The organism is Planomonospora parontospora, from assembly GCA_014647935.1.
Lineage (GTDB): Bacteria > Actinomycetota > Actinomycetes > Streptosporangiales > Streptosporangiaceae > Planomonospora > Planomonospora parontospora.
Genome location: BMQD01000047.1, coordinates 1 through 25,790, shown reverse-complemented (window position 1 = coordinate 25,790; position 25,790 = coordinate 1). Strand labels below are relative to the sequence as shown.

23 protein-coding genes are annotated in these 25,790 nt (G+C 73.6%); 16 read left to right on the top strand and 7 right to left on the bottom strand.

The window, feature by feature from the left end:
- On the bottom strand, window positions 1-1,133 hold a 1,133-nt coding region (locus tag IEZ07_RS33820), incomplete at its 3' end, for a HAMP domain-containing protein (RefSeq protein ID WP_191898524.1).
- Window positions 1,134-1,385: 252 nt separating this feature from the next.
- The gene (locus IEZ07_RS33815; protein ID WP_191898523.1) at window positions 1,386-2,357 is read right to left on the bottom strand and encodes a GlxA family transcriptional regulator; all 972 of its coding nucleotides are present in this window, start codon (window positions 2,355-2,357) and stop codon (window positions 1,386-1,388) included.
- Between the two features lie 72 nt (window positions 2,358-2,429).
- Between IEZ07_RS33815 and IEZ07_RS33810 the strand changes: the two genes are divergently transcribed.
- Complete coding sequence (locus tag IEZ07_RS33810; protein WP_191898522.1) at window positions 2,430-3,635, top strand: MFS transporter; 1,206 nt, start codon at window positions 2,430-2,432, stop codon at window positions 3,633-3,635.
- 75 nt (window positions 3,636-3,710) lie between these two features.
- Here the strand turns inward: IEZ07_RS33810 and IEZ07_RS33805 are convergent, their stop codons facing one another.
- Window positions 3,711-5,759 (bottom strand): methyl-accepting chemotaxis protein, encoded by a 2,049-nt coding sequence (locus IEZ07_RS33805; protein WP_191898521.1) that lies wholly within the window; start codon window positions 5,757-5,759, stop codon window positions 3,711-3,713.
- A gap of 323 nt (window positions 5,760-6,082) precedes the next feature.
- On the opposite strand from IEZ07_RS33805, the gene IEZ07_RS33800 reads away from it, so the two are divergent.
- Window positions 6,083-6,418 (top strand): histone-like nucleoid-structuring protein Lsr2, encoded by a 336-nt coding sequence (locus tag IEZ07_RS33800; RefSeq protein ID WP_068897414.1) that lies wholly within the window; start codon window positions 6,083-6,085, stop codon window positions 6,416-6,418.
- A gap of 473 nt (window positions 6,419-6,891) precedes the next feature.
- On the opposite strand, the gene IEZ07_RS33795 is transcribed toward IEZ07_RS33800, so the two are convergent.
- Entirely contained in the window at window positions 6,892-7,923 is a 1,032-nt protein-coding gene (locus tag IEZ07_RS33795; protein ID WP_191898520.1) for a saccharopine dehydrogenase NADP-binding domain-containing protein, read from the bottom strand.
- Window positions 7,924-8,022: 99 nt separating this feature from the next.
- Between IEZ07_RS33795 and IEZ07_RS33790 the strand changes: the two genes are divergently transcribed.
- The 9 genes from IEZ07_RS33790 (at window position 8,023) to IEZ07_RS33750 (ending at window position 18,620) form a co-directional block, all read left to right on the top strand.
- Window positions 8,023-9,039 carry a helix-turn-helix domain-containing protein gene (locus tag IEZ07_RS33790; protein WP_191898519.1) on the top strand — a complete coding sequence of 339 codons (1,017 nt, stop codon included), beginning with the start codon at window positions 8,023-8,025 and terminating at the stop codon, window positions 9,037-9,039.
- 130 nt (window positions 9,040-9,169) lie between these two features.
- Window positions 9,170-10,072 carry a 5'-3' exonuclease gene (locus IEZ07_RS33785; RefSeq protein WP_191898518.1) on the top strand — a complete coding sequence of 301 codons (903 nt, stop codon included), beginning with the start codon at window positions 9,170-9,172 and terminating at the stop codon, window positions 10,070-10,072.
- Between the two features lie 273 nt (window positions 10,073-10,345).
- Window positions 10,346-10,783, top strand: a complete 438-nt coding sequence (locus IEZ07_RS33780) for a S26 family signal peptidase (protein WP_204054763.1) — start codon at window positions 10,346-10,348, stop codon at window positions 10,781-10,783.
- Window positions 10,784-10,794: 11 nt separating this feature from the next.
- Window positions 10,795-13,665 carry an AfsR/SARP family transcriptional regulator gene (locus tag IEZ07_RS33775; protein ID WP_191898517.1) on the top strand — a complete coding sequence of 957 codons (2,871 nt, stop codon included), beginning with the start codon at window positions 10,795-10,797 and terminating at the stop codon, window positions 13,663-13,665.
- A gap of 73 nt (window positions 13,666-13,738) precedes the next feature.
- Complete coding sequence (locus IEZ07_RS33770; protein ID WP_191898516.1) at window positions 13,739-13,933, top strand: hypothetical protein; 195 nt, start codon at window positions 13,739-13,741, stop codon at window positions 13,931-13,933.
- A gap of 55 nt (window positions 13,934-13,988) precedes the next feature.
- Window positions 13,989-14,510 carry a MauE/DoxX family redox-associated membrane protein gene (locus tag IEZ07_RS33765; protein ID WP_191898515.1) on the top strand — a complete coding sequence of 174 codons (522 nt, stop codon included), beginning with the start codon at window positions 13,989-13,991 and terminating at the stop codon, window positions 14,508-14,510.
- Between the two features lie 14 nt (window positions 14,511-14,524).
- Complete coding sequence (locus IEZ07_RS33760) at window positions 14,525-15,037, top strand: hypothetical protein (RefSeq protein WP_191898514.1); 513 nt, start codon at window positions 14,525-14,527, stop codon at window positions 15,035-15,037.
- Complete coding sequence (locus IEZ07_RS33755) at window positions 15,034-16,830, top strand: ABC transporter ATP-binding protein (protein ID WP_191898513.1); 1,797 nt, start codon at window positions 15,034-15,036, stop codon at window positions 16,828-16,830. The genes IEZ07_RS33760 and IEZ07_RS33755 overlap by 4 nt, the downstream gene beginning before the upstream one ends.
- 359 nt (window positions 16,831-17,189) lie before the next feature.
- Entirely contained in the window at window positions 17,190-18,620 is a 1,431-nt protein-coding gene (locus IEZ07_RS33750; RefSeq protein WP_191898512.1) for an RNB domain-containing ribonuclease, read from the top strand.
- A gap of 141 nt (window positions 18,621-18,761) precedes the next feature.
- On the opposite strand, the gene IEZ07_RS33745 is transcribed toward IEZ07_RS33750, so the two are convergent.
- Window positions 18,762-19,526, bottom strand: coding sequence for an SDR family oxidoreductase (locus IEZ07_RS33745; RefSeq protein ID WP_191898511.1), 765 nt, complete (start codon window positions 19,524-19,526; stop codon window positions 18,762-18,764).
- Window positions 19,527-19,648: 122 nt separating this feature from the next.
- Here IEZ07_RS33745 and IEZ07_RS33740 point away from each other — a divergent pair, with 122 nt between their 5' ends.
- The gene (locus tag IEZ07_RS33740; protein WP_239321239.1) at window positions 19,649-20,266 is read left to right on the top strand and encodes a TetR/AcrR family transcriptional regulator; all 618 of its coding nucleotides are present in this window, start codon (window positions 19,649-19,651) and stop codon (window positions 20,264-20,266) included.
- Between the two features lie 155 nt (window positions 20,267-20,421).
- Here the strand turns inward: IEZ07_RS33740 and IEZ07_RS33735 are convergent, their stop codons facing one another.
- Together IEZ07_RS33735 and IEZ07_RS33730 are read right to left on the bottom strand one after the other, a co-directional pair.
- Window positions 20,422-21,972 carry a DUF1349 domain-containing protein gene (locus tag IEZ07_RS33735; protein ID WP_191898509.1) on the bottom strand — a complete coding sequence of 517 codons (1,551 nt, stop codon included), beginning with the start codon at window positions 21,970-21,972 and terminating at the stop codon, window positions 20,422-20,424.
- Window positions 21,969-22,154, bottom strand: coding sequence for a hypothetical protein (locus IEZ07_RS33730; protein WP_191898526.1), 186 nt, complete (start codon window positions 22,152-22,154; stop codon window positions 21,969-21,971). Before IEZ07_RS33730 ends, IEZ07_RS33735 begins: the two co-directional genes overlap by 4 nt.
- Window positions 22,155-22,281: 127 nt before the next feature.
- Between IEZ07_RS33730 and IEZ07_RS33725 the strand changes: the two genes are divergently transcribed.
- From IEZ07_RS33725 to IEZ07_RS36115, 4 genes are all read left to right on the top strand, one after another.
- Complete coding sequence (locus IEZ07_RS33725) at window positions 22,282-23,460, top strand: sensor histidine kinase (protein WP_191898508.1); 1,179 nt, start codon at window positions 22,282-22,284, stop codon at window positions 23,458-23,460.
- Window positions 23,457-24,143, top strand: coding sequence for a response regulator transcription factor (locus tag IEZ07_RS33720; protein WP_191898507.1), 687 nt, complete (start codon window positions 23,457-23,459; stop codon window positions 24,141-24,143). Before IEZ07_RS33725 ends, IEZ07_RS33720 begins: the two co-directional genes overlap by 4 nt.
- Before the next feature lie 56 nt (window positions 24,144-24,199).
- A complete protein-coding gene (locus IEZ07_RS33715; RefSeq protein WP_191898506.1) occupies window positions 24,200-24,739 on the top strand; it encodes a hypothetical protein in 540 nt (179 codons plus the stop codon).
- A gap of 456 nt (window positions 24,740-25,195) precedes the next feature.
- Window positions 25,196-25,790, top strand: a 595-nt coding sequence (locus IEZ07_RS36115) for a hypothetical protein (protein WP_301549375.1), incomplete at its 3' end; no start/stop codon positions are given.

Genomic DNA, 25,790 nt, shown 5'->3' with positions numbered 1-25,790 from the left:
TTGATGACCGAGCCGATCTCCGCGCTGGAGGCGCCCAGCTTCGCGACGGTCTCACCGGCGTCCCGTACCGTCCGCACGCCGGTGTCGGCCACCCGAGCCGCCTGCGAGACGCTGCCGGCGATCTCGGCGATGGTGGTGCTCATCTCCTCGCTGGCCGCGGCGATGGTCTGCACGTTGGCCGAGACCTGCTCGGCGGTGGCGGAGACCTGGTCGGAGCGGGCCGCGGTGCCGGCGGCGGCGGTGTCCATCCGCGTGGAGACGGCGGTCAGCTCGCGGGAGGCACCGGTCAGCGTCGCGCTGTGGCGGGCGATCACGCCGAAGGCGTCCCGCAGCACGCCCACGGTCTGAGCCAGGGCGCGGGCCATGTCCCCGAGTTCGTCGCGGCGGCCGGTGTCGACGGAGACGGTCAGATCCTTCGCAGCGATGGTGCGCAGGGTCCGCACGGTCGCGGCCAGCGGCCGGGTGATGGTCCGGGTCACGGCCACGGCCAGTCCGGCGGCCAGCAGCAGGCACAGGGCGCCCGCACCCAGCATCAGCCGCAGGGCGGTGTCGCTGGCGGCGCGTGCGTCGGCGGCCGCGGCGGTGAGGTTGGCGACGGATTCGGCGGCCAGCTCGTCCACGGCGGTGGCGGCCTGGTCGAAGTGCTCCAGCGCCTCACCGGCCACCAGGTCGTTGGCCTCGTCCATCCGGGCGGGCGTGCCGTCGCGGTAGGCGGCGACGATGCGCCCGTCGACGTCCAGGAACTCCTCGAACGCCGCCTCGGCCCGCCGCAGGTCCTCACGCTGGGTGGCGGTCAGCTCCAGGCTCTTCAGCTTGTCCAGGTCGGCGCGGAAGGCGGCGGTGGAGGCCACGAAGCTCTTGCGCTGGCCGACGGTGTCATCGGCGGCGCCCGGTACGCCGCGCAGGACGTCGAAGGCGTAACCGGTCTGCCAGCCGGCGAAGTCGGCGGTGCGGAACTTGGCCGTCAGGGCCGCACCGCGCACCGCCGCGCTGGTGTCCATCCGGGCGGTCGCGTCCCGTGCCGAGGAGATGCCGGCGGCTCCCACCCCGACGGCGCCGCACAGCAGGACGCCCACCACGGCGAAGGCGCCGCCCAGGCGCACGCCGACCTTCAAATCGTTGATCTTGCTCATGTTCGGTTCCCCGCGCTGTCATGTCCGTACCGTTCGCCGGGCGCCGTCGGCGCTCGCACTCCGACCATCGGCCGGATCCTCCGCCGGGTGAGTGAATCGCCCCGCCGGATGGACACCGGTCTCCACCGCGCCTCGGACGCACCGGCTCCCGGCGCAGGGCCTCCTGCCGGCCCTGCTCCTCCGCCATCCGGATTCAGCACGGGAACCGGCGCCGCCCGGCCCGGACCGTCGACGGCGGCCGCCCATTCGAGCTCAGCGGAAGGAGCGGCGGTAGGCGGCCGGGGTGGTGCGCAGGGCGGTGTGGAAGCGGCGGCGGAGGTTGACCGCCGAGGAGAGACCGACGCGGGTGGCGATGGTCTCGACGGGCAGGTCGGTCTCCTCCAGCAGGGCGCGGGTGGCGGCCAGACGGCGTTCCAGCAGCCAGCGGGCGGGCGGGACACCGAGCTGGTCGGTGAACTGGCGGGTCAGGGTGCGGGAGGAGACGCCCGAGTAGGCGGCCATGTCCCCGACGGTGATCTGGTCGGGCAGCCGCGACAGGAGCCACTCGAGCAGGGGCGCCAGGGAGTCCGGCATGGGACCGGTGGTGGGGAGGGGAGGGTACTGGCGCTGGCAGCCCTCGCGGTGCGGGCCGGCGGCGAGCTGGCGGCCGATGCGCATGGCGTGGGCCGCGCCGTACTCCTGGAGGACCTGGTGCAGGCAGAGGTCGAGGGTGGCGGCCGAGGCTCCGGCGGTGGCGACGTCGCCGTGATCGACGTAGATGACGGCGTCGTCGGGGATGACGCGCGGATGCCGGGCGGCGAGCTCGCCGGAGAGCTCCCAGTGGACGGAGGCGCGGCGGCCGTCCAGGAGGCCGAGCGCGGCGGGGACGAAGATCCCGGCGCACACGGCGACGATGCGGGCGCCGCGGGCGTGGGCGTGGGAGACCGCCTGCAGGACGGCGGGTGAGGGGGTGAGGGTCCAGCTCGCGATGACCACGGTGTCGGCGGCGTCGAGGGCTTCGAGGCCGCGGTCCACCTGGATGGGGACACCGATGGTGGTGGGGAGGGAACCGGGGTGTTCGGCGCACAGGCTGAAGCTGTAGTACTGGGGGATGTCGGGGCCGTGGTAGCCGAACACGGCCGAGGCGGAGGTGACCGGGTAGAGCTCCTGGTTCGGGGCGACCACGGCGACCACGCGATGCGGGCCGGAGGGCGTCGGGGGCGTTTCCGGGCAGTCCAGAGGCATGGCGTAAATGTACTCAATGATGTCATTTGAGACACCGGTGCCCTGATCTGGAAAAATCCAGAATTGGGGCCCATGTGGACGAAGAACTTCACCCTCTACTTCGGGGCCCGCACGATCTCGCTGCTCGGCGACGCGATGATGCCCGTCGCCTCGGCACTGGCCATCGGGAAGGTCCACGGGATCGCGGGCGTCGGCTACGTGCTGGCGCTCTGGACCGCGTCGGCCGTGCTGGTCATGCTGTTCGGCGGGATCGTCGCCGACCGGATCGGCGCCCGGCGCCTGATGATCGGCGCGGACGCGGTCAGGGCCGTCACCCAGGGGGCCGTGGCCGTCGCCTTCCTGGACGGCGCTCCGCCGTACGCCCTGCTGCTGGTGACGGCGTCCGTGTCGGGCATGGCCGCCGGGATGTTCGAACCGGGCGTCAACGGCATGGTCCCCCTGGTCGCCGGGGATCCGCAGCGGGCCAACGCGACACTGAAGATCGCCGAGGCGGTCACCCAGCTGGCGGGTCCCGCGCTGGCCGGAGTCCTCGTCGTCGCCGCCGGGCCGGTCGTCGTCTACACGGTGGACGCCGCGACGTTCCTGGTCAGCGGGGTGTGCCTGCTGCTGGTCCGGGTCGCCGCGCCCAGGACGGAGCCTTCCGACGTGCTGAGCGACCTGCGCAGGGGCTGGAGGGAGTTCAAGGCCATGAGCTGGATGTGGTCGGTGATCCTGGTCTGGGTGTTCTGGGGCGTTCTGGTGATCGGGCCGTCCGTGCCGCTGTCGTCGCAGGTCATCGGGGCCGACTACGGCTGGGTGATGGCGGCGCTCGGCCTCGGCACCGTAGTGGGCGGGCTGGTGGCGATCAGGCTCAGACCGGGCAGGCCGCTGGCGGCCGGGGCGGTGGCGCTGAGCGGGTACGCGGCGGTGCCGCTGACGGTCGCGCTCGGGCTGCCGCTGCCGCTGCTGATGGCCGGGCACCTGCTCGGGGGGTGCGCGTCGGCGTTCTGGTCGGTGATGTGGTCGACCAGCGTGCAGACGCAGGTCGCACCCGACGTGGTGAACCGGGTCAACGCCTATCAGGTGGCCGGGTCGGTCGCGGGCATGGCGGTCGGACAGGCGCTGGCCGGCCCGGTCGCCGCGCTGGTCGAACCGCGTGTCTTCATGCTGGGGTCGGCCCTGGTGACGGTCGGGGTGGTGGCGGCACTGCTGTCGATCAGGCCGGTCCGGCGGCTGGGCCGGGAGCCCCGGGTGCCCGGAATCCTGCCGATCCCGGTCTCGGCCGGTTCGCCGACGTAGCCGGTCGTCGGCTGCGGCCCGGCGCACGCTGCGGACGGGCCGCAGGCCGGTGCACGCTGCGGACGGGCCGCGGCCTCAGTCCCGGCCGGTCACGGTGCCCATGACGTAGTGGCGGATGCGACCGGCCGCGGCGGGAGGGACCTCGGTGAAGCGCAGGCCGAGTTCGGCGGTGTCCTCGCGTGTCATGTGGTGGACGATCTCCGCCTTCAGCTTCATGGGCGCTCCCCCCTCCAGAGGGATGTCGATCTCGACGTGGTCACCTGTGGTGAGCGGGATGCCGCGGCTGCCGGACAGGTGCGCGCCGGCGGTGCTCAGGTCGAGCAGCTGGGCGGGGTGGCGGTGTCCGGCCGCGCGGATCCACGCCTTGGCGCTGATCGCCGCACGGGGGGAGTCGCGCCGCTCCAGTTGCTCGCTCAGACGCGCCATGGCCGAGATCCGGCCGATCGCCCGCTCCAGGTACTCGTTGAGCAGGTCGACACTGGTGTGCTGCCGGCGGGTCATCATGCCGACCTGTGAGGTCGCCTCGTCGAGGCTGCCGATCCCCCCGCTCATCGCGGCCAGCGCGCCCGTCACTGCGGTCGCGTTGTCCTCCAGCGAGCGGATGATGGCGGTGATCTCCTCGGTCGACCGGGTCGTCGCCGCGGCCAGGTCCTTGACCTCACCGGCCACCACGGCGAAGCCCTGGCCGGCCTCACCGGCGTGGACGGCCTCGATGGTGGCGTTCAGCGCGAGCAGGTGGGTCTGCGCGGCCACGTTCGAAATGATGTGGGCGATCCCGTCCACCTTGTGCAGGCTCTCCTCCAGCTGCTCGATGGCGCCGTTGGCCCGGTGCGCCTGCTCGACGACGCGATGGGCGACGGCATCGGTCACGCCCACCTGCTCGTCGATGGTGCCGGCGGTGCCGCGCACCTCCCCGGTCTTGTCGACCACGACCTGGAGTTCGTCCATGATGGTGGCGATGCTGCTGTTGATCATCTCCTGGGCGCGCCGACGGGCCTGCTGCTCGTTGAGCCGCCGTTCGACGTAGGCGGCGCGCAGTTGCTCCTCGCGCGCGGTGGCGGCGCGCTCCAGCTCCGCGTCCTGGCCGGCGATCGTCTCCAGCATGGTGTCGATGGCGCGGCCGAGCGCTCCGATCTCCCCGCGGTCGTCCGAACGCACCCGCAGGCTGCGATCGCCGGAGGTGATGACGGCCTCGGTGGTGCGGAGCAGCGGTCCGGCCTGCCGCCGCACGCCGCGGCGTACCAGGGCCAGCACCGCGCCGAACAGCAGCACGGCCGCCGCAGCGGTCAGGAGGAAGCCCGTGCGCAGTGTCGCTGTGGCGGTCGCGTGGATCGGGCGCTCGCGCACGGCGCCGATCAGGATCGGTGGTCCCGCGGTGGTGGGAACGGTGACGCTCAGGCCGATGCGGTCCTCATCGACGGTGCCCGTGGTGACCTTCAGCTCGCCCAGCCGGCCGGACAGCACGAGTGAGCGTCCGTTGGCCGGGGCGGCGTGGTCGGCCAGCTCCACCGGCAGGCCGATCTGCTCACCCAGCATGGCCAGACGGGTCGCGCCCAGGGTCTTGAAGTAGATCAGCCCTCCGGCGGGGGCGCCGCCGCTGTCACCGCGGTGGCTGGCGAATCCGCAGTACAGCAAGGGCGAGCCGGTGGTCCGGACGACGCCGCAGCGGGCCGCTCCCGCGCCGCCGTCGATGTCGAACAGCTGCCGCAGCAGCTCCGGCCGGGCGAGCTCGGCCGGAAGCGGGACGAAGCCCGCCTGCGGGCCGGCCAGCCCGCCGACGCGCGGTCGGCCGTCCGGCCCGGTGCCCACGACGCCGTCCACGCCGTAGATGCGCTGGACGTCGCGGGGCGGGAAGTCCTCCTCGAAGGCGGCTCGGTCGGCCGTGCGCACGTCGGTGAACGAGCCGTCCCAGATCGAGTTGGTCGCACCGTAGTCGGCGAGCAAGCGGATCTCGTAGTCCAGTGCGATGCGTATGCGCTGTGCGTCCTGAGCCACCTCATCGGCCTCGATGCGGTCGAACGCGGAGACGGTGATCTGCCGCTGCGCCAGGAAACCGAGTGCGACGACCAGCAGCACGACGAGACCGGCCAGGGGGGTGCCGACATGGAGACGACCAGACTTCATGCCCGTCCTATCGGACGGTGCCGCCTCATCATGAGAAGCGACCCGGGCAAGGGTGATGGCCGACGGCGGTCGCGGAGGTTTCCGCTGCACACCGCCGTCGTCAGGCGTGGCAGGGCCGTCACCGGCACCGCCCGGCGGAGGGCGTCCTGCGGCTGCTTCTTCATCGCGGTTTAACAGTCCTGCGGCCGGTCAGCCCCCTTTCCCGTTCGCCGCGATACGGCGTCATCACATCCCGGCCGGCGAAACACCGGGCGGTCGTTACACCATCGACGCCGTCGACCCACTATCGTGAATCACGTTCGGTTTGATTAAAGGAGCCCATCATGGCAAAGCAGATCCAGGAAATCCTCATCGACGACCTCGACGGAGGTGAGGCTACCCAGACGGTCTCCTTCGCAATTGACGGCAGCAGCTATGAAATCGACCTGAGCGACGTCAACGCCAAGAAGCTCCGCGAGAATCTGGCGCCCTTCGTGGCCGGCGCCCGCCGGGATCTGAGCGCCGCCGCACCCAAGCGCCGACGCGGCGGCGCCACCCGAGCACTCAGCCGGGAAAAGAGCGCCGACATCCGAGCCTGGGCCAAGCAGCAGGGATACGGCGTCAGCGAGCGGGGCCGCATCGCCCGCGAGATCGTGGAGAAGTACGAGGCCGCGCACTGACCCACCGCGGGAAAGGCCGGCGCCGGCTTCGTTTCCCCGCAAAGGGAGGCCGGCACCGCATGAAGGCCTTCCTGGCGTTCTCACCGCAATGCGGGAGACGGCGCCGGGAGTTGCGCGGCTTCGACCGAACCGTGCCCGTCGGCGCTTGCCGGCGGGCACCGCCGCGCACCGTCGGGGAAAAGCCGGAGCGAACACACCTGTGCGCCCTCCGCCGGCCGCATCAACGCTCGGGTACGGCGGTCCACCCGTGAGAGCCGATCTCCTGCCCGGGTAATCAAGCGTTCCTCCACCTGACGGCGGAGAGCCTCACACCGCTGCCGGAGAAGTCCGCTTTCAACGGTGGTTCAACACGGACTCGCTGCGCTCCCCCGGCCGGATCCCGGTAGGCCGCACCGGTCCCGCGGAAGGAGATCACCGCTCTGTGCCCCGCGGGCCCCGTCCCGCTGGCCGGCTTCTGGGAGAAGCGGCCGACCCTAGGGCCGGGGTTCCACGGAAACGTGCGGGGACAGCGCGCGGAGGAAGTCCGCGGCGTCGAAGATCTCGCCGGCGGAGGCGACGCCGGCGGTCCTGGTGCGTCCGGTCAGGATCCGGTCGACCGCTTCCACGACGAGCGGGGCGGTAACGGCGTAGATGTCCCGGCCGCTCGCCACGGCGCGCCGTTCGCCGCCGCGGGAGCGCACGACGACGTCGACGAGGAAGGTCTGGTCCGACCGCCCGTGCTCGTCGGCCGGGGCCGGGGCCGGCGTGTCCGGGGCGGAGAGGTCCCTGGCGGCCTCGACCGTCATGTAGGTGCACACTTCGGGAATGGACAAGTGGCTGGGAACGGTGACGACGTCGGCCATCGTGAACTCCCCGATGACGGTCCGGGGGCCGATCGGGTCGGGGAAGGGCCACTCCAGGATCGGCGGGTCGTCCTGGCGGTACTCCAGCCGGCCGTTCGTGTACACGACGCGCCGGCCGTCCCGCCGCTCCCGGGAGACCGCGCCGGCGGCGCGTGTCCCGGCGGTGGGGTGCCAGCTGCTCAGCCCGTAGGCGACGTGCGCCTCGTCGGCCGCGTTCCAGTCGCCCATGGCGACGGTGGTCAGCAGGTCGCCGAGGCCGCCGTAGAAGGCCATCGCGGGGACGACCACCGCCCCCGCGGCGCGGGCGCGGCCGGCGAAGTGCGTGAAGGTGTCGGCGTTGGCCTCGATCTCGGCCGCCACGTCCACATACGGGATCCCGGCACGCAGTGCCGCCTCGATCACGGGGGCGGCCGTCGTGGCGAAGGGCCCGGCACAGTTGATCACAGCCGCCGCACCGGCCAGTGCGCGGTCGAGCGAGGCCGGGTCGTCGACCGACGCCGTGCGGGTCTCCAGTCCGGGTGCGGACGCCGCCAGCGCCTTCAGCCTGCCGGCGTCGCGGCCGGAGGCCACCGGGACGAACCCGCGCTCCCGCAGCTCCGCCACCACGAACCGCCCGGTGTGCCCGTACGCGCCGAACACCGCCACCGTCTGCCCCGATCCCATGGGTCCTCCCGTGCTCAAGTGATCCATCGCGATCATTCTTTCGGGGGCCGGTGCCTCGCCGTGAGCGTCGGAAACGCCATCATGCATACAATTCCGGACATGAACACCGTCGCGCTGGCCGCCACCGACGGCATGCTGCACTTCGAGCTCTCCCTGGCGTACGAGGTCTTCGCCGCCGCCCCGGAAGGCGTGACCGTCCCCTGGTACGACGTCACCGTCTGCGGGCCGGGCGCCGTACGCGTCGGCCGGTTCCGGCTGGAACCCGACCACGGCCTCGACCGGCTCCCCCGCGCCCGCACCGTGATCGTCCCGGGATGGGCCGACGTCGACGTGGAGCCGCCCGCCGAGCTGGTCGACGCGGTGCGCGCGGCCCACGAGGCGGGCGCACGCGTGGCCTCCCTCTGCACGGGCGCGTTCGTGCTGGCCGCCGCCGGCCTGCTGGACGGAAGGCGCGCGACCACGCACTGGGCGCACACCCGCGCCCTGGCCGCCCGCCACCCCGAGGTGGACGTGGACCCGGACGTCCTGTACGTGGACGACGGCAGCGTGCTCACCTCCGCCGGCAAAGCCGCGGCCATGGACCTGTGCCTGCACCTGGTCCGCCTCGACCACGGCTCCTCGGTGGCGAACACGGTCGCCCGCCGCCTCGTCGTGCCGCCGCACCGGGACGGCGGCCAGGCGCAGTTCGTCACCACCCCGGTGCCCGCCCCGGACAACCACCCGCTCGCAGACCTGCTCCCCTGGGTGGCCGAACGGCTGGACCGTCCGCTGACCGTGGAGGACATGGCCCGCCAGGCGAACATGAGCTCGCGCAACCTGGGCCGCCACTTCAGGTCGGTGACCGGCACCACCCCGCTGCGGTGGCTGCTGACCCAGCGGATCCGCCGTGCCCAGGAACTGCTGGAGACCACCGACGACGGCGTCGAGGCCATCGCGGCGGCCACCGGCATGGGCACCGCCACGACACTGCGCCGGCACTTCGGCCGCACGGTCGGCGTGCCTCCGGACACCTACCGCCGCACCTTCCGCTCACGGAGCCGCCTCGCCCGGACGGCGGCGGGCGGCGCCACCGGCGCGCCGCCCGCCCCGCCCGTCCCGCCCGTCCCGCAGGGATGACGACCCAGCCGGGCGGCGCCGCATTCCCCGTGCCCGCCGGGGAGCACGGGGCCGCCGGACCGGCCGCGCCCCGGACTGCCATCGGCGCTACCGTGTCGCTCGTCCCCTACCCCGCCGCCGTGGAGCCGCCATGTTGCTTCTGCTCGACACCCCGTCCCTCTACTACCGCGCCTTCTACGGGGTTCCGGAGTCGGTGACCGCCCCGGACGGCACACCCGTCAACGCGGTCCGCGGCCTTCTCGACATGATCGCCACGCTGGTCCGGGAGCACTCCCCCAGCGGGCTGGCCGCCTGCATGGACGCCGACTGGCGGCCCGCCTTCCGGGTGGCGGCCATCCCGTCCTACAAGACCCACCGCCTCGCCGCCGACGGCGGGGAGGAGACCCCGGAGACCCTCGTCCCGCAGATCACCGTGATCGAGCAGGTGCTCGACGCGGCGGGCATCGCCCGGATCGGGGTCGCCGGTTACGAGGCCGACGACGTCATCGGCACGTTCACCGCCCGCTCCGCAGGGCCGGTCGACATCGTCACCGGCGACCGGGACCTGTTCCAGCTGGTGGACGATGCGCGCCCGGTCCGCGTCCTTTACACAGTAAGGGGAATCAAGAACATCCAGCCGGTCGACGAGGCCGCCGTCACCGGCAGATACGGCATCCCCGGCCGCTGCTACGCCGACTTCGCCGTCCTGCGCGGCGACCCCAGCGACGGCCTGCCGGGCGTCCCCGGCGTCGGTGACAAGACCGCCGCCGCACTGATCACCCGGTTCGGCTCGCTGCCGGCGCTGCTCGAGGCCGCCGACGGGGACGACCCCGCGCTGACCAGGGCCCAGCGCGCCAGGCTCGCCGCCGCCCGCGACTACCTGGCCGTCGCCCCGGCGGTGGTCCGGGTGGCCCCCGACGCGCCGGTCCCGGAGACGGACCTGTCCCTGCCCGCCGCGCCCCGCGACCCGGAGGCCCTCGCCTCCCTCGGCGAGCGGTACGGCCTGGCGAGCCCGCTCAAGCGCCTGGCGGCCGCCCTGGGCTGGCAGGCCTGACCCCGCCGTCACCGGCGGTCCCTCCCGGACCCGGTCACCGCGTGGCCCGTCCGGTGCCGCACGCGGTCACCGGGTGACGCCCGGCCCGCCCCGGCGGCCGCGGTCCGGCGGACTCCTCCCCCGCCGGACGGCGGAGCCCGTCCGCGATCCCCCGATGGCATCGGGAGGACGTGCCTTCCCCCGGACTCCGAATGCCTTGACAGGTGAACGCCCCAGCGTAGATCGTTTCGCGGGAAGTCCCGCCCTTTCCGGGGCCGGCCGTGGGGGGAGTCCTTGAAGCTGATCATCGGCGGGTTGGCGCTGGCGGCGATGGCGGGCGTCCTGTGGGCGCGGAGCCGCTATGTGGTGGTCACGGTCCAGGGGACGAGCATGGTCCCGACGCTCTCCGACGGCGACCGGGTGCTGGTGCGCAGGCTCCGGATCGACCGGGTCAGCGCGGGTGACGTGGTCGTCCTGGAGCCGCCGTTGACCTCCGCGGAGCTCGGCCCGAGGGACCCGGACGGCCCGCGGTGGAACATCAAGCGCGCCGTCGCGCTGCCCGGAGACCCGGTGCCGCCCGGGATCGGCGCCGGCGCGGCCCGGGTGCCCGCCGGCGCGCTGGTCGTCCTGGGCGACAACGCCGACAGCGTCGACTCCCGGCAGCGCGGGTTCTTCGACGCCGACCGCCTGCTCGGCGTCGCACTGCGCCGATTGGGCGGATCACCGCTGTAGGCGGATACGTCGTGCGGTTTCGGCTTCTCGGCCCGATGCGGGTCCAGGTCAGCGGATCGCCGGTCAGGATCACGGCGCCCAAGCAGCGCACCGTCCTCGCCATGCTGCTGGTCCGGGCGGGCCGTGTCGTCCCGGCCAGGTCGCTGATGGCGGAGGTGTGGGACGACCGGCCGCCCCGCTCCGCCGCGGCGAACCTGCGCACCTACCTCATGCAGCTGCGCAGGCTGCTGCCGGAGGACCGGCTGGTCACCTCGGACGTCGGATACCTGCTGCGGGCGGAACCGGAGGAACTCGACCTCCTCGAGTTCGAGGCGCTGGCCGCGCGCGGCCACCGGGAACTGGCCGGGCGCGACCTGAGCGCCGCGGAGGAGTCCTTCACCCGGGCCCTGGAGCTGTGGGACGGGCCCGCGGCGGAGGACGTGCCGCTGGGGCCCACCCTGCGCGAGGTAGCCGCCCGTCTCACCGACCACTACCTGGGCGTGGTGGAGGAACACGCGGACATCCAGCTCGCGCTCGGCAGGAACGCGGCGGCGGCCGCGCGGTTGCGCGAGGCCATCGGGAGACATCCGCTGCGCGAGCGGCTGCACGGTCAGCTCATGGTGGCCCTGTACCGCGGCGGTGACGCGGCCGGCGCGCTGGACGCGTTCGGGGCCGCCCGCCGGGTCCTGGCCGACGAACTGGGCATCGATCCCGGGCCGGAGCTGCGCCGACTGCACCAGGCGATCCTGCGCAGGGACACCGACCTGCCGGTGGCCGACCGCGCCACCGCGGCCGTCACCGCCGGCGGCGGGCACCCGCGCCCCCGCCTGCTTCCCCGGGCCCCCACGGTGTTCGTGGGCCGCTCGGCCGAGCTGGCCCGGCTGCGCGCCGTCCTGCACGGCGCGGCGAACCCGCCGGTGGTGACGCTGCACGGCCCCGGCGGCGCGGGCAAGTCGGCGCTCGCCCTGAAGGCGGCGCACGGCGCCGCCGACCTCTATCCCGACGGCCAGCTCTACGCGGACCTCCAGGGATCCACCCCGGGCCTCGCCGCGCTGCGGCCGGCCGAGGTGCTCGGCCGTTTCCTGCGCGCGCTGGGGGTGCCGCCCGGCGACGTCCCGGCGGTGCCGGCCGAGGCGGCCACCCGCTACCAGTCGCTGCTGGCCGACCGGCGGGTCCTCGTCGTCCTCGACAACGCCGTCGGCGCCGCCCAGGTGGCGCCGTTGCTGCCGGCGGGCGGCGGCTGCGCGGTGCTGATCACCAGCCGCGCCCCGCTGACCACCGTCGACGCCCTGCCCGTCGCCGTCGGCATGTTCGGTGAGGCGGAGTCGGTGCGCCTGCTGGAGTCGCTGGCCGGTCCGGAGCGGGTGGCCGCCGAGGCGGAGGCGGCCGTGGAGATCGCCCGCTGGTGCGGCCACCACCCGCTGGCGCTGCGCGTCGCCGGCGCCCGGCTGGCGGCCCGCCCCGACTGGTCCCTCACCCGGTTCGGCGAGCGGCTGGGCGACCGGCAGCGGCGGTTGGACGAGCTCCAGACGGCCGATCTGCGGGTGCGGACCTGCTTCGAGGTCGGGTACGGGACGCTGACGAGCACCGCGAAGGCGGCCTTCCGCCTGTTCGGCGTGCTGGAGGTGCCCGAGGTCGGGGTGGAGACCGCCGCCGCGCTGACCGACGCCGACGAGACGGCGGCGGAGGCCGCGCTCGACGAGCTGACCGAGGCGCGGCTGCTCGAACCGGTCGGCGACGGCCGGTTCCGCATGCACGATCTGCTGCGGCTCTTCGCCGCGGAGCTGGCCGCCGTCCACGACACGCCGGAGGAGCGCGCGCGGGCGGTCGGACGGGTCCTGGACCGGTACCTCGGCCGCTGCCGCCGGCTCCAGGGTCTGCTGCAACCGCATCTGGTGCCTTCCGGAGGGGAGGCCCGCGAGCCCGGTGCGGACCCGCAGGGGCTCGCCGCCGCGGTGCGGTGGCTGGAGACGGAACTGCCCTGCCTGGTGGCGGCGGCCGCACAGGCGGAGAAGAGCGGACGGGACGGCTTCGCCGTCGAGCTGATGGACCTGACCAGGGCCGTCATGATGAAGAACGGCTACTGGCGGGAGCTGGAGGCCCTCGCACGGCTCGCCATCGAGGCCGCGCGGCGGGGCGGCGACCGCGTCGCGGAGGCGTCCACGCTGGCGACGCTCGGACTGGTGGAGTGGAGGTCCGGCCGGAGCGGGGCCGCGCACGGCGCCCTGAGCCGGGCACTCGAGCTCTGGCGTGACGTGGGCGAGCCGGCGCAGGAGGGCATGGCACTGCACAACCTCGGCTGGTTGTGCATGCAGACCGGAGACCTCGACGCGGCCCTCGACCACATCGGCGCCGGCCTGCTGGTGCTCGAGACGCACGGGTCGAACCGCGTCGGGCTGGTCGCGCACAACCTGGGCGAGGTCCTGCTCCGGCTGGGCCGGTACGCCGAGGCGGTGGACCGCTTCGAACGGTGCCTGTCCATCCGGCGGGCCGATCGCGACCTGTACGGCGAGAGCATCACGCTGGCCGGGCTCGGCCGCGCCCTCTGCCTGCTCGACCGGCGGGAGAGTGCACTGGAGGTGCTGGCGGAGGCGCTGTCCCGCTGCGAGGAGATCGGCAACCGGGAGGACCAGTGGGAGGTGCTGCTCAGCAGGTCCGAGATCCATCTGCGGCGGGGCGATCCGGCCGCGGCCGCGGCGGACCTGGACCGCGCCCTCGAGCCGGCCGCCAGGACCGGCGACGCGTACGGCCGCGCCGCCTGCCTCCGCCAGCTCTCCAGAGCACGGGCGGCCCTCGGCGACCCGCGCGCCGAGGGCGACGCCGCCGAGGCCGCGCGGCTCCTCTCCGATCCCGCGACGCGACGTGATCCGGTGCTGGAAAGGCTGCTCACCGCTCGGTTGTAGAGCGGCTGTACGGGGCGCTGTACGCCCCTCGCATAGTTTCGGCTGACCGCATCGCGACGAAAGGAGCGAATCCATGAATGCCGTTCTCAACAGGCTCGGTGACCGGATCCTCGACCGGCTGGTTCCCAAGGCGTCCGCCAAGGCGGCCGCGGAATGGTACGTCCACTGCTACTGCAGGGAGCGCTCCGACTTCCGGAAGATCTGCACCACCGCCGGCGGGAAGACCCGCTGCGGGGCCTGCTACGCGTTCAGGATCTGCGGCGGCTAGGTGAGGCACGCGGGTCCGGCGGCGGGTGCCGCCGGACCCGCTGCGAGGTGGAGACGTGCTGTATCTCATGATCGCGTGCCGGGCCCTGCTGGCCGTCGTCTTCGCGGCCGCGGTCGCGGGGAAGGTCCGCGGCCGCGCGGCGTTCGGCGAGTTCGTGTCCTCCATCGTGGCCCTCGGCGTGCTTCCGCGACGGGCGTCCGTGGCGGCCGCGTACGCGCTGACGGCCGCCGAGGCGGCGGCCGTCCTGCTGCTGGCGTGGCCGCCGACCGTGCCGCTGGGGTTCGCGGCCGCCGTGGGGACGCTCGCCGTCCTGACCGGCGGCATCCTCGCCACGCTGCGCCGGGGGCGGCGGGTGCCGTGCCGGTGCTTCGGCGCCTCCGCCGCGCCGCTCGGCCGGGTGCACGTGGCGCGCAACCTCGTCCTGGCCGCCCTCGGCGGCGCCGGGCTCGCCGCCTGGTCCGCCGCCGGCGCGTCCGCGCCGCATCCGGCCGGTGCCGTCCTGGCGCTCGTCGCGGCCGGCGTGGGTGCGCTGCTCGTGGTGCGCCTCGACGACCTGATGGAGCTGTTCACCGTCTGAAGTGAGGATGACCGATGCCTTTCCTGGTCGCCGCCGTCGTGCTCTTCGGCCTCCTGTGCCTGCTCAACCTGATCGTCACCCTGGGGCTGCTCCGCCGGCTCCGCGAACACACCGCCGAACTGGAGCGCCTGGCCGGGCGTCCGGCGTTCGCGCCGTACGACCCCGGCGTGCTGGTCGGCCGCACGCTGCCCGAGGCCGCGGCCGGTGCGCGCCTGGTGGGCTTCTTCGACGTCGGCTGCGACACGTGCCACGAGCGCGCGCCGCAGTTCGCCGAGGCGGCGGGCGGGCAGCCCGCCCTGGCGGTCATCAGCGGCGACGGCGCGAAGGCCGGCGATCTCGCCGCCGTGGTCGGCGGCGTGTCGAGCGTGATCACAGGGAAGGAGGCCGACCGCCTCACGCACGCCCTGGGCGTGGAGGCGTTCCCCATGTTCCTCCGGGCCGACCCGGAGGGCAGGGTCGTGGCCGCGGACACCGAGCTGGCCGGGCTCACCGGGCCCACCGGGCTCGCCGCCGCGACGACGGCATGACCGCGGACGGGCTGCGCCGGGCCGCCGCCCTGGGGTCGCTGTGCCTGCGCGCGGGACCCGCGCTGGCGGCGTCCCAGCTGGCGGTCACCGTCGTGGCCGGGCTGCTGCCCACGGGGACCGTGTGGGTGACGAAGCTGCTCGTCGACGCGCTGGCGGCGGGTCCCGCCGAACGGGTGCCGGGACCGGTCGCCGGGCTCGTCGCGCTGGGGCTGGCGGCCGGGGTGCTGCCGCACGTCACCGCCTATCTGCGGGCCGAGTCGGACCGCCGGCTCGACCTGCTGCTGCAGGACCGCCTGTACACGAGGGTGAACGGGTTCCAGGGGCTGTCGCGGTTCGAGGACCCGGCCTTCCTGGACGAGCTGCGGATGGCCGCGCAGGCCACGGGCGGCGCGATGGGCCCGGTCACCTCGGGCCTGTTCGATCTCTGCCGCAACGTCATCACCTTGACCGGGCTCCTCGGCGCGCTGGCCGTGATGAGCCCCCTGATGGCCGCCCTGGTGGCCGTCGCGGCGCTGCCCGTCCTCGCCGCCAGGATGTCCCTGGAGAAGCGGCGGGCCAGGATGATCGCCGGGCAGTCGGCGGCGGCCCGGCGGCAGATCTTCTACTCCTCGCTGATCACCGACGTGGAGGCCGCCAAGGAGGTGCGGCTCTTCGGGCTCGGCGACTTCCTCCGCCGCCGGGTCATCGGCGAGCTCACCGCGATGCAGGCGGCCGAGCGGCGGCTGGACCGGCGGGAGGCGATCGTGCAGTCGTCGCTGGCGGCACTGTCCGCCCTGGTCAGCGGCGTGGGACTGGCCTGGGCGGTGCACCTGGCGCTGACCGGGCGGCTGACCCTGGGGGACGTCACGGCCTTCGCCGCCGCTGTGGCCGGCACCCAGGCCGCCCTGGTGGCGACCGTGGAGAACGCGGCCAACGCGAGTCACGCGCTGCTCCTGTTCGGCCACCACGAGCGGGTGATGTCGCTCTCCGACGACCTGCCGTCACCGCGCGGCCCGGTCGCGCTGCCCGCCCTCCGGCGCGGCATCGAGCTCCGCGACGTGTGGTTCCGCTACGACGAGAGCCATCCGTGGGTGCTGCGCGGCGTCGACCTGACGATCCCCCGCGGCGCGTCGGTCGCACTGGTGGGGCTCAACGGGGCGGGCAAGAGCACGCTGATCAAACTGCTGTGCCGCTTCTACGACCCGTCCCGCGGGGTGATCCTCTGGGACGGCGTGGACATCCGCGACGTGCCCCCGACCGAACTGCGCGCCAGGATGGGCGTGCTCTTCCAGGACTACATGAGCTACGACCTCACCGCGGCGGAGAACATCGGCGTCGGCGAGATCGAGGCGATGTCCGACCGGACCAGGATCGAGAACGCCGCCGAACTGTCCGGGGCCGGCCAGGTCGTACGGGCCCTGCCGCAGGGATACGACACATTGCTGAGCCGGATCTTCCTCGGCCCCGAGGACGGCGCCGGGGTGGTGCTCTCCGGAGGCCAGTGGCAGCGGGTGGCCTTGGCCCGCGCGCTGGTGCGCGAGCACCGCGACCTGCTCATCCTCGACGAACCCAGCGCGGGGCTCGACGCGGAGGCCGAGCACGAGGTGCACCGGCGGCTGCGCGAGCACCGGACGGGGCGCACCAGCCTGCTCGTCACGCACCGGCTCAGCGCGGTACGGGACGCCGACCTCATCGTGGTGCTCCGCGGCGGCAGGATCGTCGAGCGGGGAACCCACGACGGCCTCGTCGCCGCGGGCGGCGGCTACGCCCGTCTCTTCGAGACCCAGGCCAGCGGCTACCGCGTCGACGCCTGAGGTCTGGACCCCGGACGGCTCCCGGCGCAGGCACCTGCTGCCGGCCCCCGGCAGCAGACGGGGAAGACCGCCGGCGCGGCCCTGCGACGACCCCGTTCCGCGCCTGACGGCCCGCAGACGGCCCACCGGTTTAATGATCAAGCGGATGAGCAGCTCATACCGGTTACGGCTGGAGAAGCAGCGGTGTCGACGCAGCATTCCCGCAGCCGGGCGCAGAGGATGCCGACCTGGAGGGATCGATCAGCATTGATCACGACTAATGACCTCAGACCGGGTTCGCGGCCGATGACCGGACGATCACCGCGCCGTGTGGAGTGTCCGGTACGGCCCGCGCGGCCGGGAGCGGTAGGTTGATCGCCGTGCCGTACAGGAGCATCCGGGTGCCCGGCGAGTGCCATCCGCGCCTCGAGGAGGGGTTCGAGCGGATCCGCCGGGAGCTGAAGCTGCCGGAGGAGTTCCCGCGCGCCGTGGTCGACGAGGCGGAGTGGGTCGCCGAGGTGCCCCGGCTGCCCGTGCTCGACCGGACCGACCTGCCGCTCATCACGATCGACCCGCCCGGCGCGACGGACCTGGACCAGGCCCTGCACCTGGAGGAGCGTCCCGGCGGCTACCGCGTCTGGTACGCCATCCCCGACGTGGGGGCGTTCGTCCGGCCGGGCGGGAGGATCGACTCCGAGGCCAGGCTCCGGGGGGAGACCGTCTACCTGCCCGACGGACGGGTCCCGCTCCATCCGCCGGTGCTGTCGGAGGGCGCCGCGAGCCTGCTGCCCGGCGCGGTCCGCCCGGCCGCGCTGTGGTGTCTGGACCTGGACGCCGACGGACAGGTCGTGGGCGCCGATGTCACCCGGGCCCGGGTGCGCAGCCGCGAGCGGCTCGACTACGACTACGTCCAGGCGGCGGTCGACACCGGCACCGCCGACGGCACGCTGCGCCTGCTGGCCGAGATCGGCAGGCTCCGCCTGGCGCTGGAGCGGGCCAGGGGCGGCGTCACGCTGCCCGTCCCGGAGCAGGAGGTGGTCGCCGGCGCGGACGGCTGCTACCGGGTGGAGCTGCGCGCCCCGCTGGACGCCGAGGCGTGGAACGCGCAGATCTCCCTGATGACCGGCATGGCCGCCGCCACGATGATGCTCGACGCCGAGATCGGCCTGCTGCGGGTGCTGCCGCCCGCCCCGGCCGACGCGGTCGCCCGGGTACGGCGGTCGGCCGCGGCGCTGAACGTGCCGTGGCCCGAGGACGCCTCCTACGGCGACGTCGTGCACTCCCTCGACCCGCGGATCCCGCAGCAGGCCGCGTTCCTGGAGGAGTCGACGGTGCTGCTGCGCGGCGCCGGCTACGCGGCCTTCGACGGAGAGCCTCCGGCGGAGGCGGGCCACGCCGCGGTGGCGGCGCCGTACGCCCACGTGACCGCTCCCCTGCGCCGTCTCGTCGACCGCTACGCCACCGAGATCTGCCTGGCGGTCGCGGCGGGCGAGCCGGTGCCCGAGGAGGTCCGGCGGGTCCTGCCCGAGCTGCCGGACGTCATGCGGGCCACCGGGCGGCGCGCGGGCGCGGCGGAGCGCGAGTGCGTGAACCTGGTGGAGGCGTTCGTGCTGCGCGACCGGGTCGGCCAGACGTTCGACGCCGTGGTGATCGGCTCCGACGAGGACGGCTCGGGCGGCGAGGTCCAGATCGTCGACCCCCCGGTGGTCGCCCGCTGCGACGGCGAGCGCCTCCCGCTGGGCGAGCCGGTCCGGGTACGGCTGACGCGCGCCGACCCGGCCACCCGGGAGGTCCGCTTCGGCCTGGCCTGACCACCACCGATCCGGCGGATGCGTGCATCCGCGCTCAGGTCCGGATGCGTGCATCCGCGCTCGGATCCTGGTGCGCCGCACCTCCTTGCGCACCGCGGCGCCCCGGCAGCCGGGCGGTGAGCTCCCGCCGGCGGCCTCCCATCAGACCCGTGGCCCCAGGAACAGTCCCCCACTTGCGTCGATGACCTGACCGGTGATCCAGCGCGCGGCGTCGGAGGCGAGGAACGCGACCACGTCGGCGACGTCGTCGGGTGCGCCCAGGCGATCGAGAGCCGTCGATCCGACGATGAGCTCGGCCAGGCCGGGTGCTTCGAAGACCGATCCGTTGGCCGCCGTCCGGGTGGCGCCGGGAGCGACCGCGTTCACCGTGATCCCTCGGACTCCGAGCTCGTTGGCCAAGGTCATGCTCATCGTCTCGACCGCACCCTTCGTCATGGCGAAGGACGTCTGGGCGGGGTTGGCCATCCGGGTCGCCACCGACGAGATCGTGATGATGCGGCCACCGTCGCGGAGCAGTGGCAACGCTCGCTGGATGATGAAGTACGGCGCTCGTACGTTCACCGCGAAGAGGCGGTCGAACTCCGTCCGCGTCGTGGCTCCGAGCGGGCCTGCGGGCGCAGCCGCCGCGTTGTTGACGAGGATGTCGAGCGGCCGCCCGGCCAGGGCGTCCTCGACTCCCGCGAAGAGCGTCTCGACGTCGTCGTCCACGCCCAGCTCCGCCCTGACGGCGAACGCGGTGCCACCGGCGCGTTCGAGCTCGTCGACCGTCGCCCTCGCACCTTCCTCGTCCGTGCCGAAGTGCACGATGACCGCTGCCCCCTTCGCCGCCAGCCGGGCCGCGATCGCCCGCCCGATGCCGCGCGACGCTCCGGTCACCAGAGCCGTTCTGCCGATCAGATCACCCATGACCCTCGCCCTTTCATGTTAGTAACTACCAGTATGGTAGTCACTAACATTAAGGTAGTGTCAACCACATGCCCGACCAGCACTCGACCCTGCGAGCGCAGCGACGAGCCGAGACTCAGCGCATGATTCAGGCGCACGCCGTACGGCTGTTCACCGAGCGCGGATACGACGCCACGACCGTGGCCGACGTCGCCGAAGCCGCGGGGGTGTCGCCCATGACCGTTTACCGGCACTTCCCCACGAAGGAGGACCTCGTCCTCGCCGACCGGCACGGCCGGCTCGTCGCCGAGCGGATCGCCGCGTCGTCCGCCGCGCAGCCCCTGGTCCGCCGCATCGGCGGTGCGCTCATCGACTCGGCCGCCGCGCTGAGCGGTGGCCGCCACGGGGACGACCTGACGGCGGACCGGCGGTTCCTGCTCACCCGCCTCCGGCTCATGGTCTCGACGCCTGCCCTGCGGGCCAGGCACCTGGACAACCACTACGCCCTTCAGCGGGCGATCGTCGACGCCCTCGGGGACGATGCCGCCGATCCCGAAAGGGCGTTCCATGCCCAGGCGGCGGCCAGCGCCTGCCTGGGCGTCCTGCACACGGCACTGGTGCGCTGGGCCGAGGACGACGGGCGCACCGAACTGTCCGGCCTGATCGCGGAAGCGCTCACCGCCGCTTTCGGCGATGACATCCTCGAACCCGCCGGCGGCACCGGCGCCTCGCAGCCCGTCGGGCGCGCAGGATGCCGATGACGACCCCCGGAGGGATCTGCGATCCGTGATCCACGAGGGCCGCTCGCCCTACCTCACGCGCAGATCGACGATCACCTCTCGCGGAGCCGCGCTGAGCCCGCCCGGAGCCCGGAAGGCGCCGGAGGGCTGTGCCGTCGTGACAGGGGGGGTGCCGTTCAGACGTCGCGCCGTCGCAGCAGCCACCCGCAGCCCAGGAGCGCGACGGCGGCCCAGGCGGTGAGCACGCCCAGGCCGGCCCACGGCGCCAGCGGGTAGAAGCCGGCGCTCGGCGCGTAGTGGCCGAGCACGTGCGCGTACTGCGGGATGCTCTGCTGGATCGCGAAACCCGCCGCCGGGGTGACGCGCAGCAGCCATTGCGCCGCGCTGTCGGGCAGGACGGAGACGGTCGCCAGGAGGTGCGGGAGCACGATCAGCGCGACGGCGGCCGGAATCGCCCCGGTGCCGCGCCGGAACAGGACGCCGAGAGCGAAGGAGAGCACGGCGGCGACGGCGAACAGCGCCGCCGTACCGACGACGACGCGCACCTCGGTGAGCCAGGACACCGGCAGGACCTGGTTGCCGTTGGCGCGCAGGATCCGGGAACCGGCCGTGAGCGTGACCGCGGTGGCGGCGAGCCCGGCGGCGAAGGCCACCGCGGCGACCACCGCGGCCCCGGCCGCCGGCACCCGGCCGCGCCGCGGGCGGGCGGGCGGCGCGGTGCGGCCGAGCCCGTACCGGTGTTCGGCGGTGGCGGACATCACCGCCACCACGATCACCGCGATCAGTCCGGCCGGCAGGCCCACGAGGGTGCGTTCGAGGGTCTGGCCCCCGGTGGACGGTGCGATGTCACCGTTCCCGGTGACGCTGAACGCACCGCCGGATTCACTCGTGCGGCCCGGGTGGTGGGGTGATCCCCCGGGTTCCCCGGTGACGCCGACGTCGTCCTCGCGCCATTCGCCGCCGGCCGTCCCGCCCTCCAGGGTCACCCGGTCGAAGGCGGCGGTGGCCTCGGAGAAGCGTGACGCGGACCCGCCGAGAGCCCCCGGTGTCACCGTCAGATCACCCGGAGAGGCGGCGAAGAGCCCGATCTCGACCGTGGCCTGCAGGCCGGGCAGACGGGCGGTGCCGACCTCGCTCCAGTGCGCGCCGTCGGCGGACTCGTACCCGATGAGCGTGTCGCCGGAGCGGACCAGCCGCAGCCAGCGCGGAGACCCCTCGGACACGCCCCCCGGACGGCCCGCCACGTCGTGGGTGAAGTCGTGCTGCATCCGCACCCCGTGCGCGCCGGTGACCATCACCGCCGCGTAGGACGACCCCTGTTCGATGCTCTCCTTGACCATGACCCCGGCCTTGGCCCACGGCACGACCCCGGCGACGACGTTCCGGACCCCGGGGACGGCGTCGGGCTTGCGGATCACACCCGTCAGGGAGGTCACCCGGGCGGTGATGCCGCCGTCCCCGGTCAGTGCCCGGTGCACGAAGAAGAACTTGTCCTCCACGGCCTCACCACCCGGCCCCACGGGGAGCGCGGGACAGGCGACCTCGACGGCACCGGCACTGCACGACGTGTGACTGCCCGCGGCCGACGCCAGACCGAGCAGCACGACGGCCAGCGCTCCCGCCGCCGTGGCGGCCACCCGGCCGCGCGCCCTCCTGAACCCGGTCCACGCGGTGCGCAGCGAACGGACCGGGTCCCCGGTCCCGGAGCGGGTCGAGGCGCCTGTCATCGCGCCGCGCCCCGGCACCCGACCGCGTCCCCGGTGGGGTCCGGGTGCGTCTGCTCCGGCGTCACGCCGTGTGCGGCCGCTGCGGAGAACGGCACCGCCCCGGCGGCGAAGGACACGCCGTCCGGCGCCGGGATCCGCCCGGACCGTTCACGCGGCCCGGAGACTTCGATGGTTGCTGTCATGCGTCCGGTTGTACGGACCCGACCGTGACGCGGGCCGAACGGAGGCCGTCATACCGCTGTTAGGTCCCGGGCGGCATCCTGGAGTCCCCACGCGAGTCCCGCACGGGACGGGAGAGGACCGATGAGGATGCCGCGACGCCCGGCGCTGCCGACCCGCACCGTACGGTGGCGCTTCACCGCCCTGTACGGTGCCCTGTTCCTGCTGTCCGGCGCCGGACTGCTGGCCATCGTCAATCTCATGGCCCTCGGGGTCCGGGTGACCGCGCCCGCCGGGGACCCGGATCCCCCACAGCCCACGCTCACGGCCGCCCTCGAGCACATCGGGCTGCTCCAGGCGCGGTTGTCGGAGACGGAGGCGACCCAGTCGCGTCAGCTGCTGGCGGGCTCGGCGGTCGCGTTCGCCGTCATGGCCGTGCTCTCGGTCGTGCTGGGCCGGGTCGTCGCGGGCCGGGTGCTGCGCCCGCTCCGGACGATCACCGCGGCCACCCGGCGGATCTCCGCCGACAACCTGCACGAGCGGCTGGCCGTACCCGGCCCCGCCGACGAGGTGAAGGACCTGGCCGACACCGTCGACGAGCTGCTGGAGCGGCTGGAGGGCGCCTTCGCCGCGCAGCGCCGGTTCGTCGCCGACGCCTCCCACGAACTGCGCACCCCGCTGGCGACCATGCGGGCGTCGCTGGATGTGGCCGTGGCCAAGCCGGAGCCCGTGCCGCGGCAGACGCTCGCGCTGGCCGACCGGCTCCGCACCGAACTCGACCAGGTCGACCGTCTGCTGGAGGGCCTCCTGGCGCTCGCCCGGGCCCAGCACGGCGTCCTGCCCGACCGGGCGGCGGTCTCGCTCGGCCGCACGGTGTCGGCGGCCCTGGACGCCCGGGCCGCCGACATCGCCGCCAAGGGCCTGACCCTCCACGACGGCGGCGTCCGGGACGGCGCGTGGACGCTGGGGAGCCCGACGCTCCTGGCCCGGATGACCGGCAACCTGGTCGACAACGCGATCGTCCACAACCAAGACGGCGGCTGGATCCGGGTCGCCGCCACCGCGGACGACGCGAACGCGCTGCTCGTCGTGGAGACGGGCGGCCGGGTCCTCGACCGGGAGGAGGTGGCACGGCTGGCACGGCCGTTCCAGCGGCTCGGACCTGACCGGACCGGCTCCGGCGACGGTTCCGGGCTCGGCCTGTCGATCGTCGACGCCGTCGTCTCGGCGCACGGCGGGCGGCTGGAGCTGTACGCCCGGCCCGAGGGCGGCCTCCGGGCCGCCGTCTCGCTGCCCCGGGCGGCCGCGTCCGAGGACGTCCCGGCATGAGGGTGCTGGTGGTCGAGGACGCGCGCGCCCTGGCGGCCGTCCTGGCCGAGGGCCTGCGCGACCAGGGCTTGGCGGTGGACGTGGCGTACGACGGACTGGAGGCCGCGGCCAAGCTCAGCCTCAATCCCTACGACGTGGTCGTCCTCGACCGCGATCTGCCGGGGATCCACGGTGACGCCCTCTGCCAGATGATCACCGACCGCGACGACCGCGCCATGGTCCTGATGCTGACCGCGGCCGACTCCCCCGGTGACCGGGTCAGCGGCCTGACTCTGGGCGCCGACGACTACCTCGCCAAGCCCTTCCACTTCCCCGAGCTGGTCCTGCGCGTGCGCTCCCTGGCCCGCCGCCGGCCCGCCGCCCGCGCCCGCACCCTGCGCGCGGCCGGCCTCGAGCTCGACCCGTTGCGCCGTACGGTCACCCGCGACGGCCGCCCACTGGACCTGTCGGTCAAGGAGTTCGCCCTCCTCGAAGCCCTCCTGCGCGCCTCCCCCGCCTTCCTCAGCGCCGAGAGCCTGCTCGAGCAGGTGTGGGACGAGCACGCCGACCCGTTCACGAACACGGTCGCCGTCACGATCGGCCGCCTGCGCCGCAAACTCGGCGATCCCCCGGTCGTCACCACCTCCCCCGGCGTGGGCTACCGCATCGCGGGCCCGCCGGACCGGGGTGCGCCTCCCGGCTGATTCGTATACTTCCCGGATCAAGGATTCCGACGTCGAGCCGGTACGCCGAGGTGGCCATGACGACCCCCGCCCAGCTTCGCAGGACCGCCCTCTCCCTCCCCGGGACCGCCGAGCAGGACGCCGGTTCCGGCACGATCGCGTTCACCGTGCGCGGCGAGCGGTTCGCCTCGCTGGGCGAGGACGGCCAGGTGCGGCTCCACCTCCCCGCGGCGGAGGTGGACGAGTTCCTCGCGGCCCATCCCACCGCCGAGCGGCTGACCCGCGGCGCGACGCCGACCGGCGTACGCGTCCTGCTCGGGGACGTCGACGGCCGGCGGCTCGACCACTGGGTGCGCCGCGCCTGGCTCTCCTGCGCACCGGAACGGTCCGTGGAACAGGCGGCCGCCGCGGAGGCCGCGGTTCCCGGTGAGGACGGCGACCTGCCCAGGGCCATCGGAAGACCCGCCACGCAGGCGCTCACCGGCGCCGGCCTGACCACTCTCGCCCGGGTCGCCGAACTGACCGAGGCCGAACTGCTGGCGATGCACGGGGTCGGTCCGAAGGCCGTCCGCATTCTTCGCGAGGCGCTCGGCGCGACCGGACGTACCCTCGGCTGACCCGAGACGCCCGGTGTGAGTCGTCCTATGTCAGGGGATCGCCCTCGGGGCCGATCAATCGGCAAGGTGTTTGCACCGATCTATGAAACACGATCCGCTCTGGATGGCACCTCCCGGGCATGCCGTTTCGTAGGCGGTCACCTATGAAACACCGTCCGGCGCGACGCACGACGCGGCTCGCGAGGCCCACCTCCCCCGGACACCCCGGGCCGAGGGCTGGCCGTCAGCGCGCCCGGCGGTCGATCAGGAAAGACGATCTTTCCGATTTGACCACTTTCCGTTCTTTATCTGCTACTTATATGGATCTTGCGCAGAAATGCGGCATATGTGTACCTTCTGATCGTTTGTTTTCTGATCACTCTGAACCGCTGATCCCGGCCTCCGCTGGAGGGGCTGGCGGGGTGGGGTAGCGACGGCGTCGGCTGTCGCGCTGGCTGGTTCGGAGGGTGACGGCGTATGCGCCGCAGTCTGTCGTGGTCGCGTTCGGCTGGCCGGAAGGCCTGGATGACAGCGGTCCTTGCCACGGTGTTGACGCCGGGGCTGTTGACGCTTCAGGCGCTGCCGGTAACCGCTGTTGTGTCACCCGCCACGCTGACGTCGCACCCGGTGGACACGCCCGATCAGCTGTCCGGATCGGCGCAGAATCTGCCTCACCTGGTCGACTCCAAGGTGACGCAGTCCACTGCCACCCCTACGTCAGGTGCATCGGACAAGGGCAAGCGCCCCAAGGACGCACTGCCGTTGGAGAAGCGCCACGAGGTCACCGATGAGCCGGCGATGGGCGGGTTGAAGTCCCCTCCGCCGCTGCCGTGGGCGGAGTCTGAGCGGGATGCCTCCTCTCAGTCGGGTAAGGACTCGCGGGGAGAAGTCCGGGCGCAGAGCACTGAGCTGCAGCAAGTAACTGCATCGAAGACAGCGCCGATTGCCGCTCCTGGGCAGTCCAGGCGAACGTCGGTAGGTACTGGGAGCATTGCCGCTGCTGAGCCCGTGGTGTCGGGGTTGAATCCGGCTCCGGGGACCAACGGCGCGGGATTGTGGACGATCTCCTCGC

What these genes read in the sequence shown, in the direction of transcription:
- IEZ07_RS33755 (WP_191898513.1), top strand. Translation starts at nt 15,034, where the DNA reads ATGACCGCGGACGGGCTGCGCCGGGCCGCCGCCCTGGGGTCGCTGTGC.
- IEZ07_RS33735 (WP_191898509.1), bottom strand. Translation starts at nt 21,972, where the DNA reads ATGACAGGCGCCTCGACCCGCTCCGGGACCGGGGACCCGGTCCGTTCG.
- IEZ07_RS33730 (WP_191898526.1), bottom strand. Translation starts at nt 22,154, where the DNA reads ATGACAGCAACCATCGAAGTCTCCGGGCCGCGTGAACGGTCCGGGCGG.
- IEZ07_RS33805 (WP_191898521.1), bottom strand. Translation starts at nt 5,759, where the DNA reads ATGAAGTCTGGTCGTCTCCATGTCGGCACCCCCCTGGCCGGTCTCGTC.
- IEZ07_RS33810 (WP_191898522.1), top strand. Translation starts at nt 2,430, where the DNA reads ATGTGGACGAAGAACTTCACCCTCTACTTCGGGGCCCGCACGATCTCG.
- IEZ07_RS33815 (WP_191898523.1), bottom strand. Translation starts at nt 2,357, where the DNA reads ATGCCTCTGGACTGCCCGGAAACGCCCCCGACGCCCTCCGGCCCGCAT.
- IEZ07_RS33795 (WP_191898520.1), bottom strand. Translation starts at nt 7,923, where the DNA reads ATGGGATCGGGGCAGACGGTGGCGGTGTTCGGCGCGTACGGGCACACC.
- IEZ07_RS33770 (WP_191898516.1), top strand. Translation starts at nt 13,739, where the DNA reads ATGAATGCCGTTCTCAACAGGCTCGGTGACCGGATCCTCGACCGGCTG.
- IEZ07_RS33745 (WP_191898511.1), bottom strand. Translation starts at nt 19,526, where the DNA reads ATGGGTGATCTGATCGGCAGAACGGCTCTGGTGACCGGAGCGTCGCGC.
- IEZ07_RS33740 (WP_239321239.1), top strand. Translation starts at nt 19,649, where the DNA reads ATGATTCAGGCGCACGCCGTACGGCTGTTCACCGAGCGCGGATACGAC.
- IEZ07_RS33790 (WP_191898519.1), top strand. Translation starts at nt 8,023, where the DNA reads ATGAACACCGTCGCGCTGGCCGCCACCGACGGCATGCTGCACTTCGAG.
- IEZ07_RS33800 (WP_068897414.1), top strand. Translation starts at nt 6,083, where the DNA reads ATGGCAAAGCAGATCCAGGAAATCCTCATCGACGACCTCGACGGAGGT.
- IEZ07_RS33785 (WP_191898518.1), top strand. Translation starts at nt 9,170, where the DNA reads ATGTTGCTTCTGCTCGACACCCCGTCCCTCTACTACCGCGCCTTCTAC.
- IEZ07_RS33760 (WP_191898514.1), top strand. Translation starts at nt 14,525, where the DNA reads ATGCCTTTCCTGGTCGCCGCCGTCGTGCTCTTCGGCCTCCTGTGCCTG.
- IEZ07_RS33725 (WP_191898508.1), top strand. Translation starts at nt 22,282, where the DNA reads ATGCCGCGACGCCCGGCGCTGCCGACCCGCACCGTACGGTGGCGCTTC.
- IEZ07_RS33720 (WP_191898507.1), top strand. Translation starts at nt 23,457, where the DNA reads ATGAGGGTGCTGGTGGTCGAGGACGCGCGCGCCCTGGCGGCCGTCCTG.
- IEZ07_RS33715 (WP_191898506.1), top strand. Translation starts at nt 24,200, where the DNA reads ATGACGACCCCCGCCCAGCTTCGCAGGACCGCCCTCTCCCTCCCCGGG.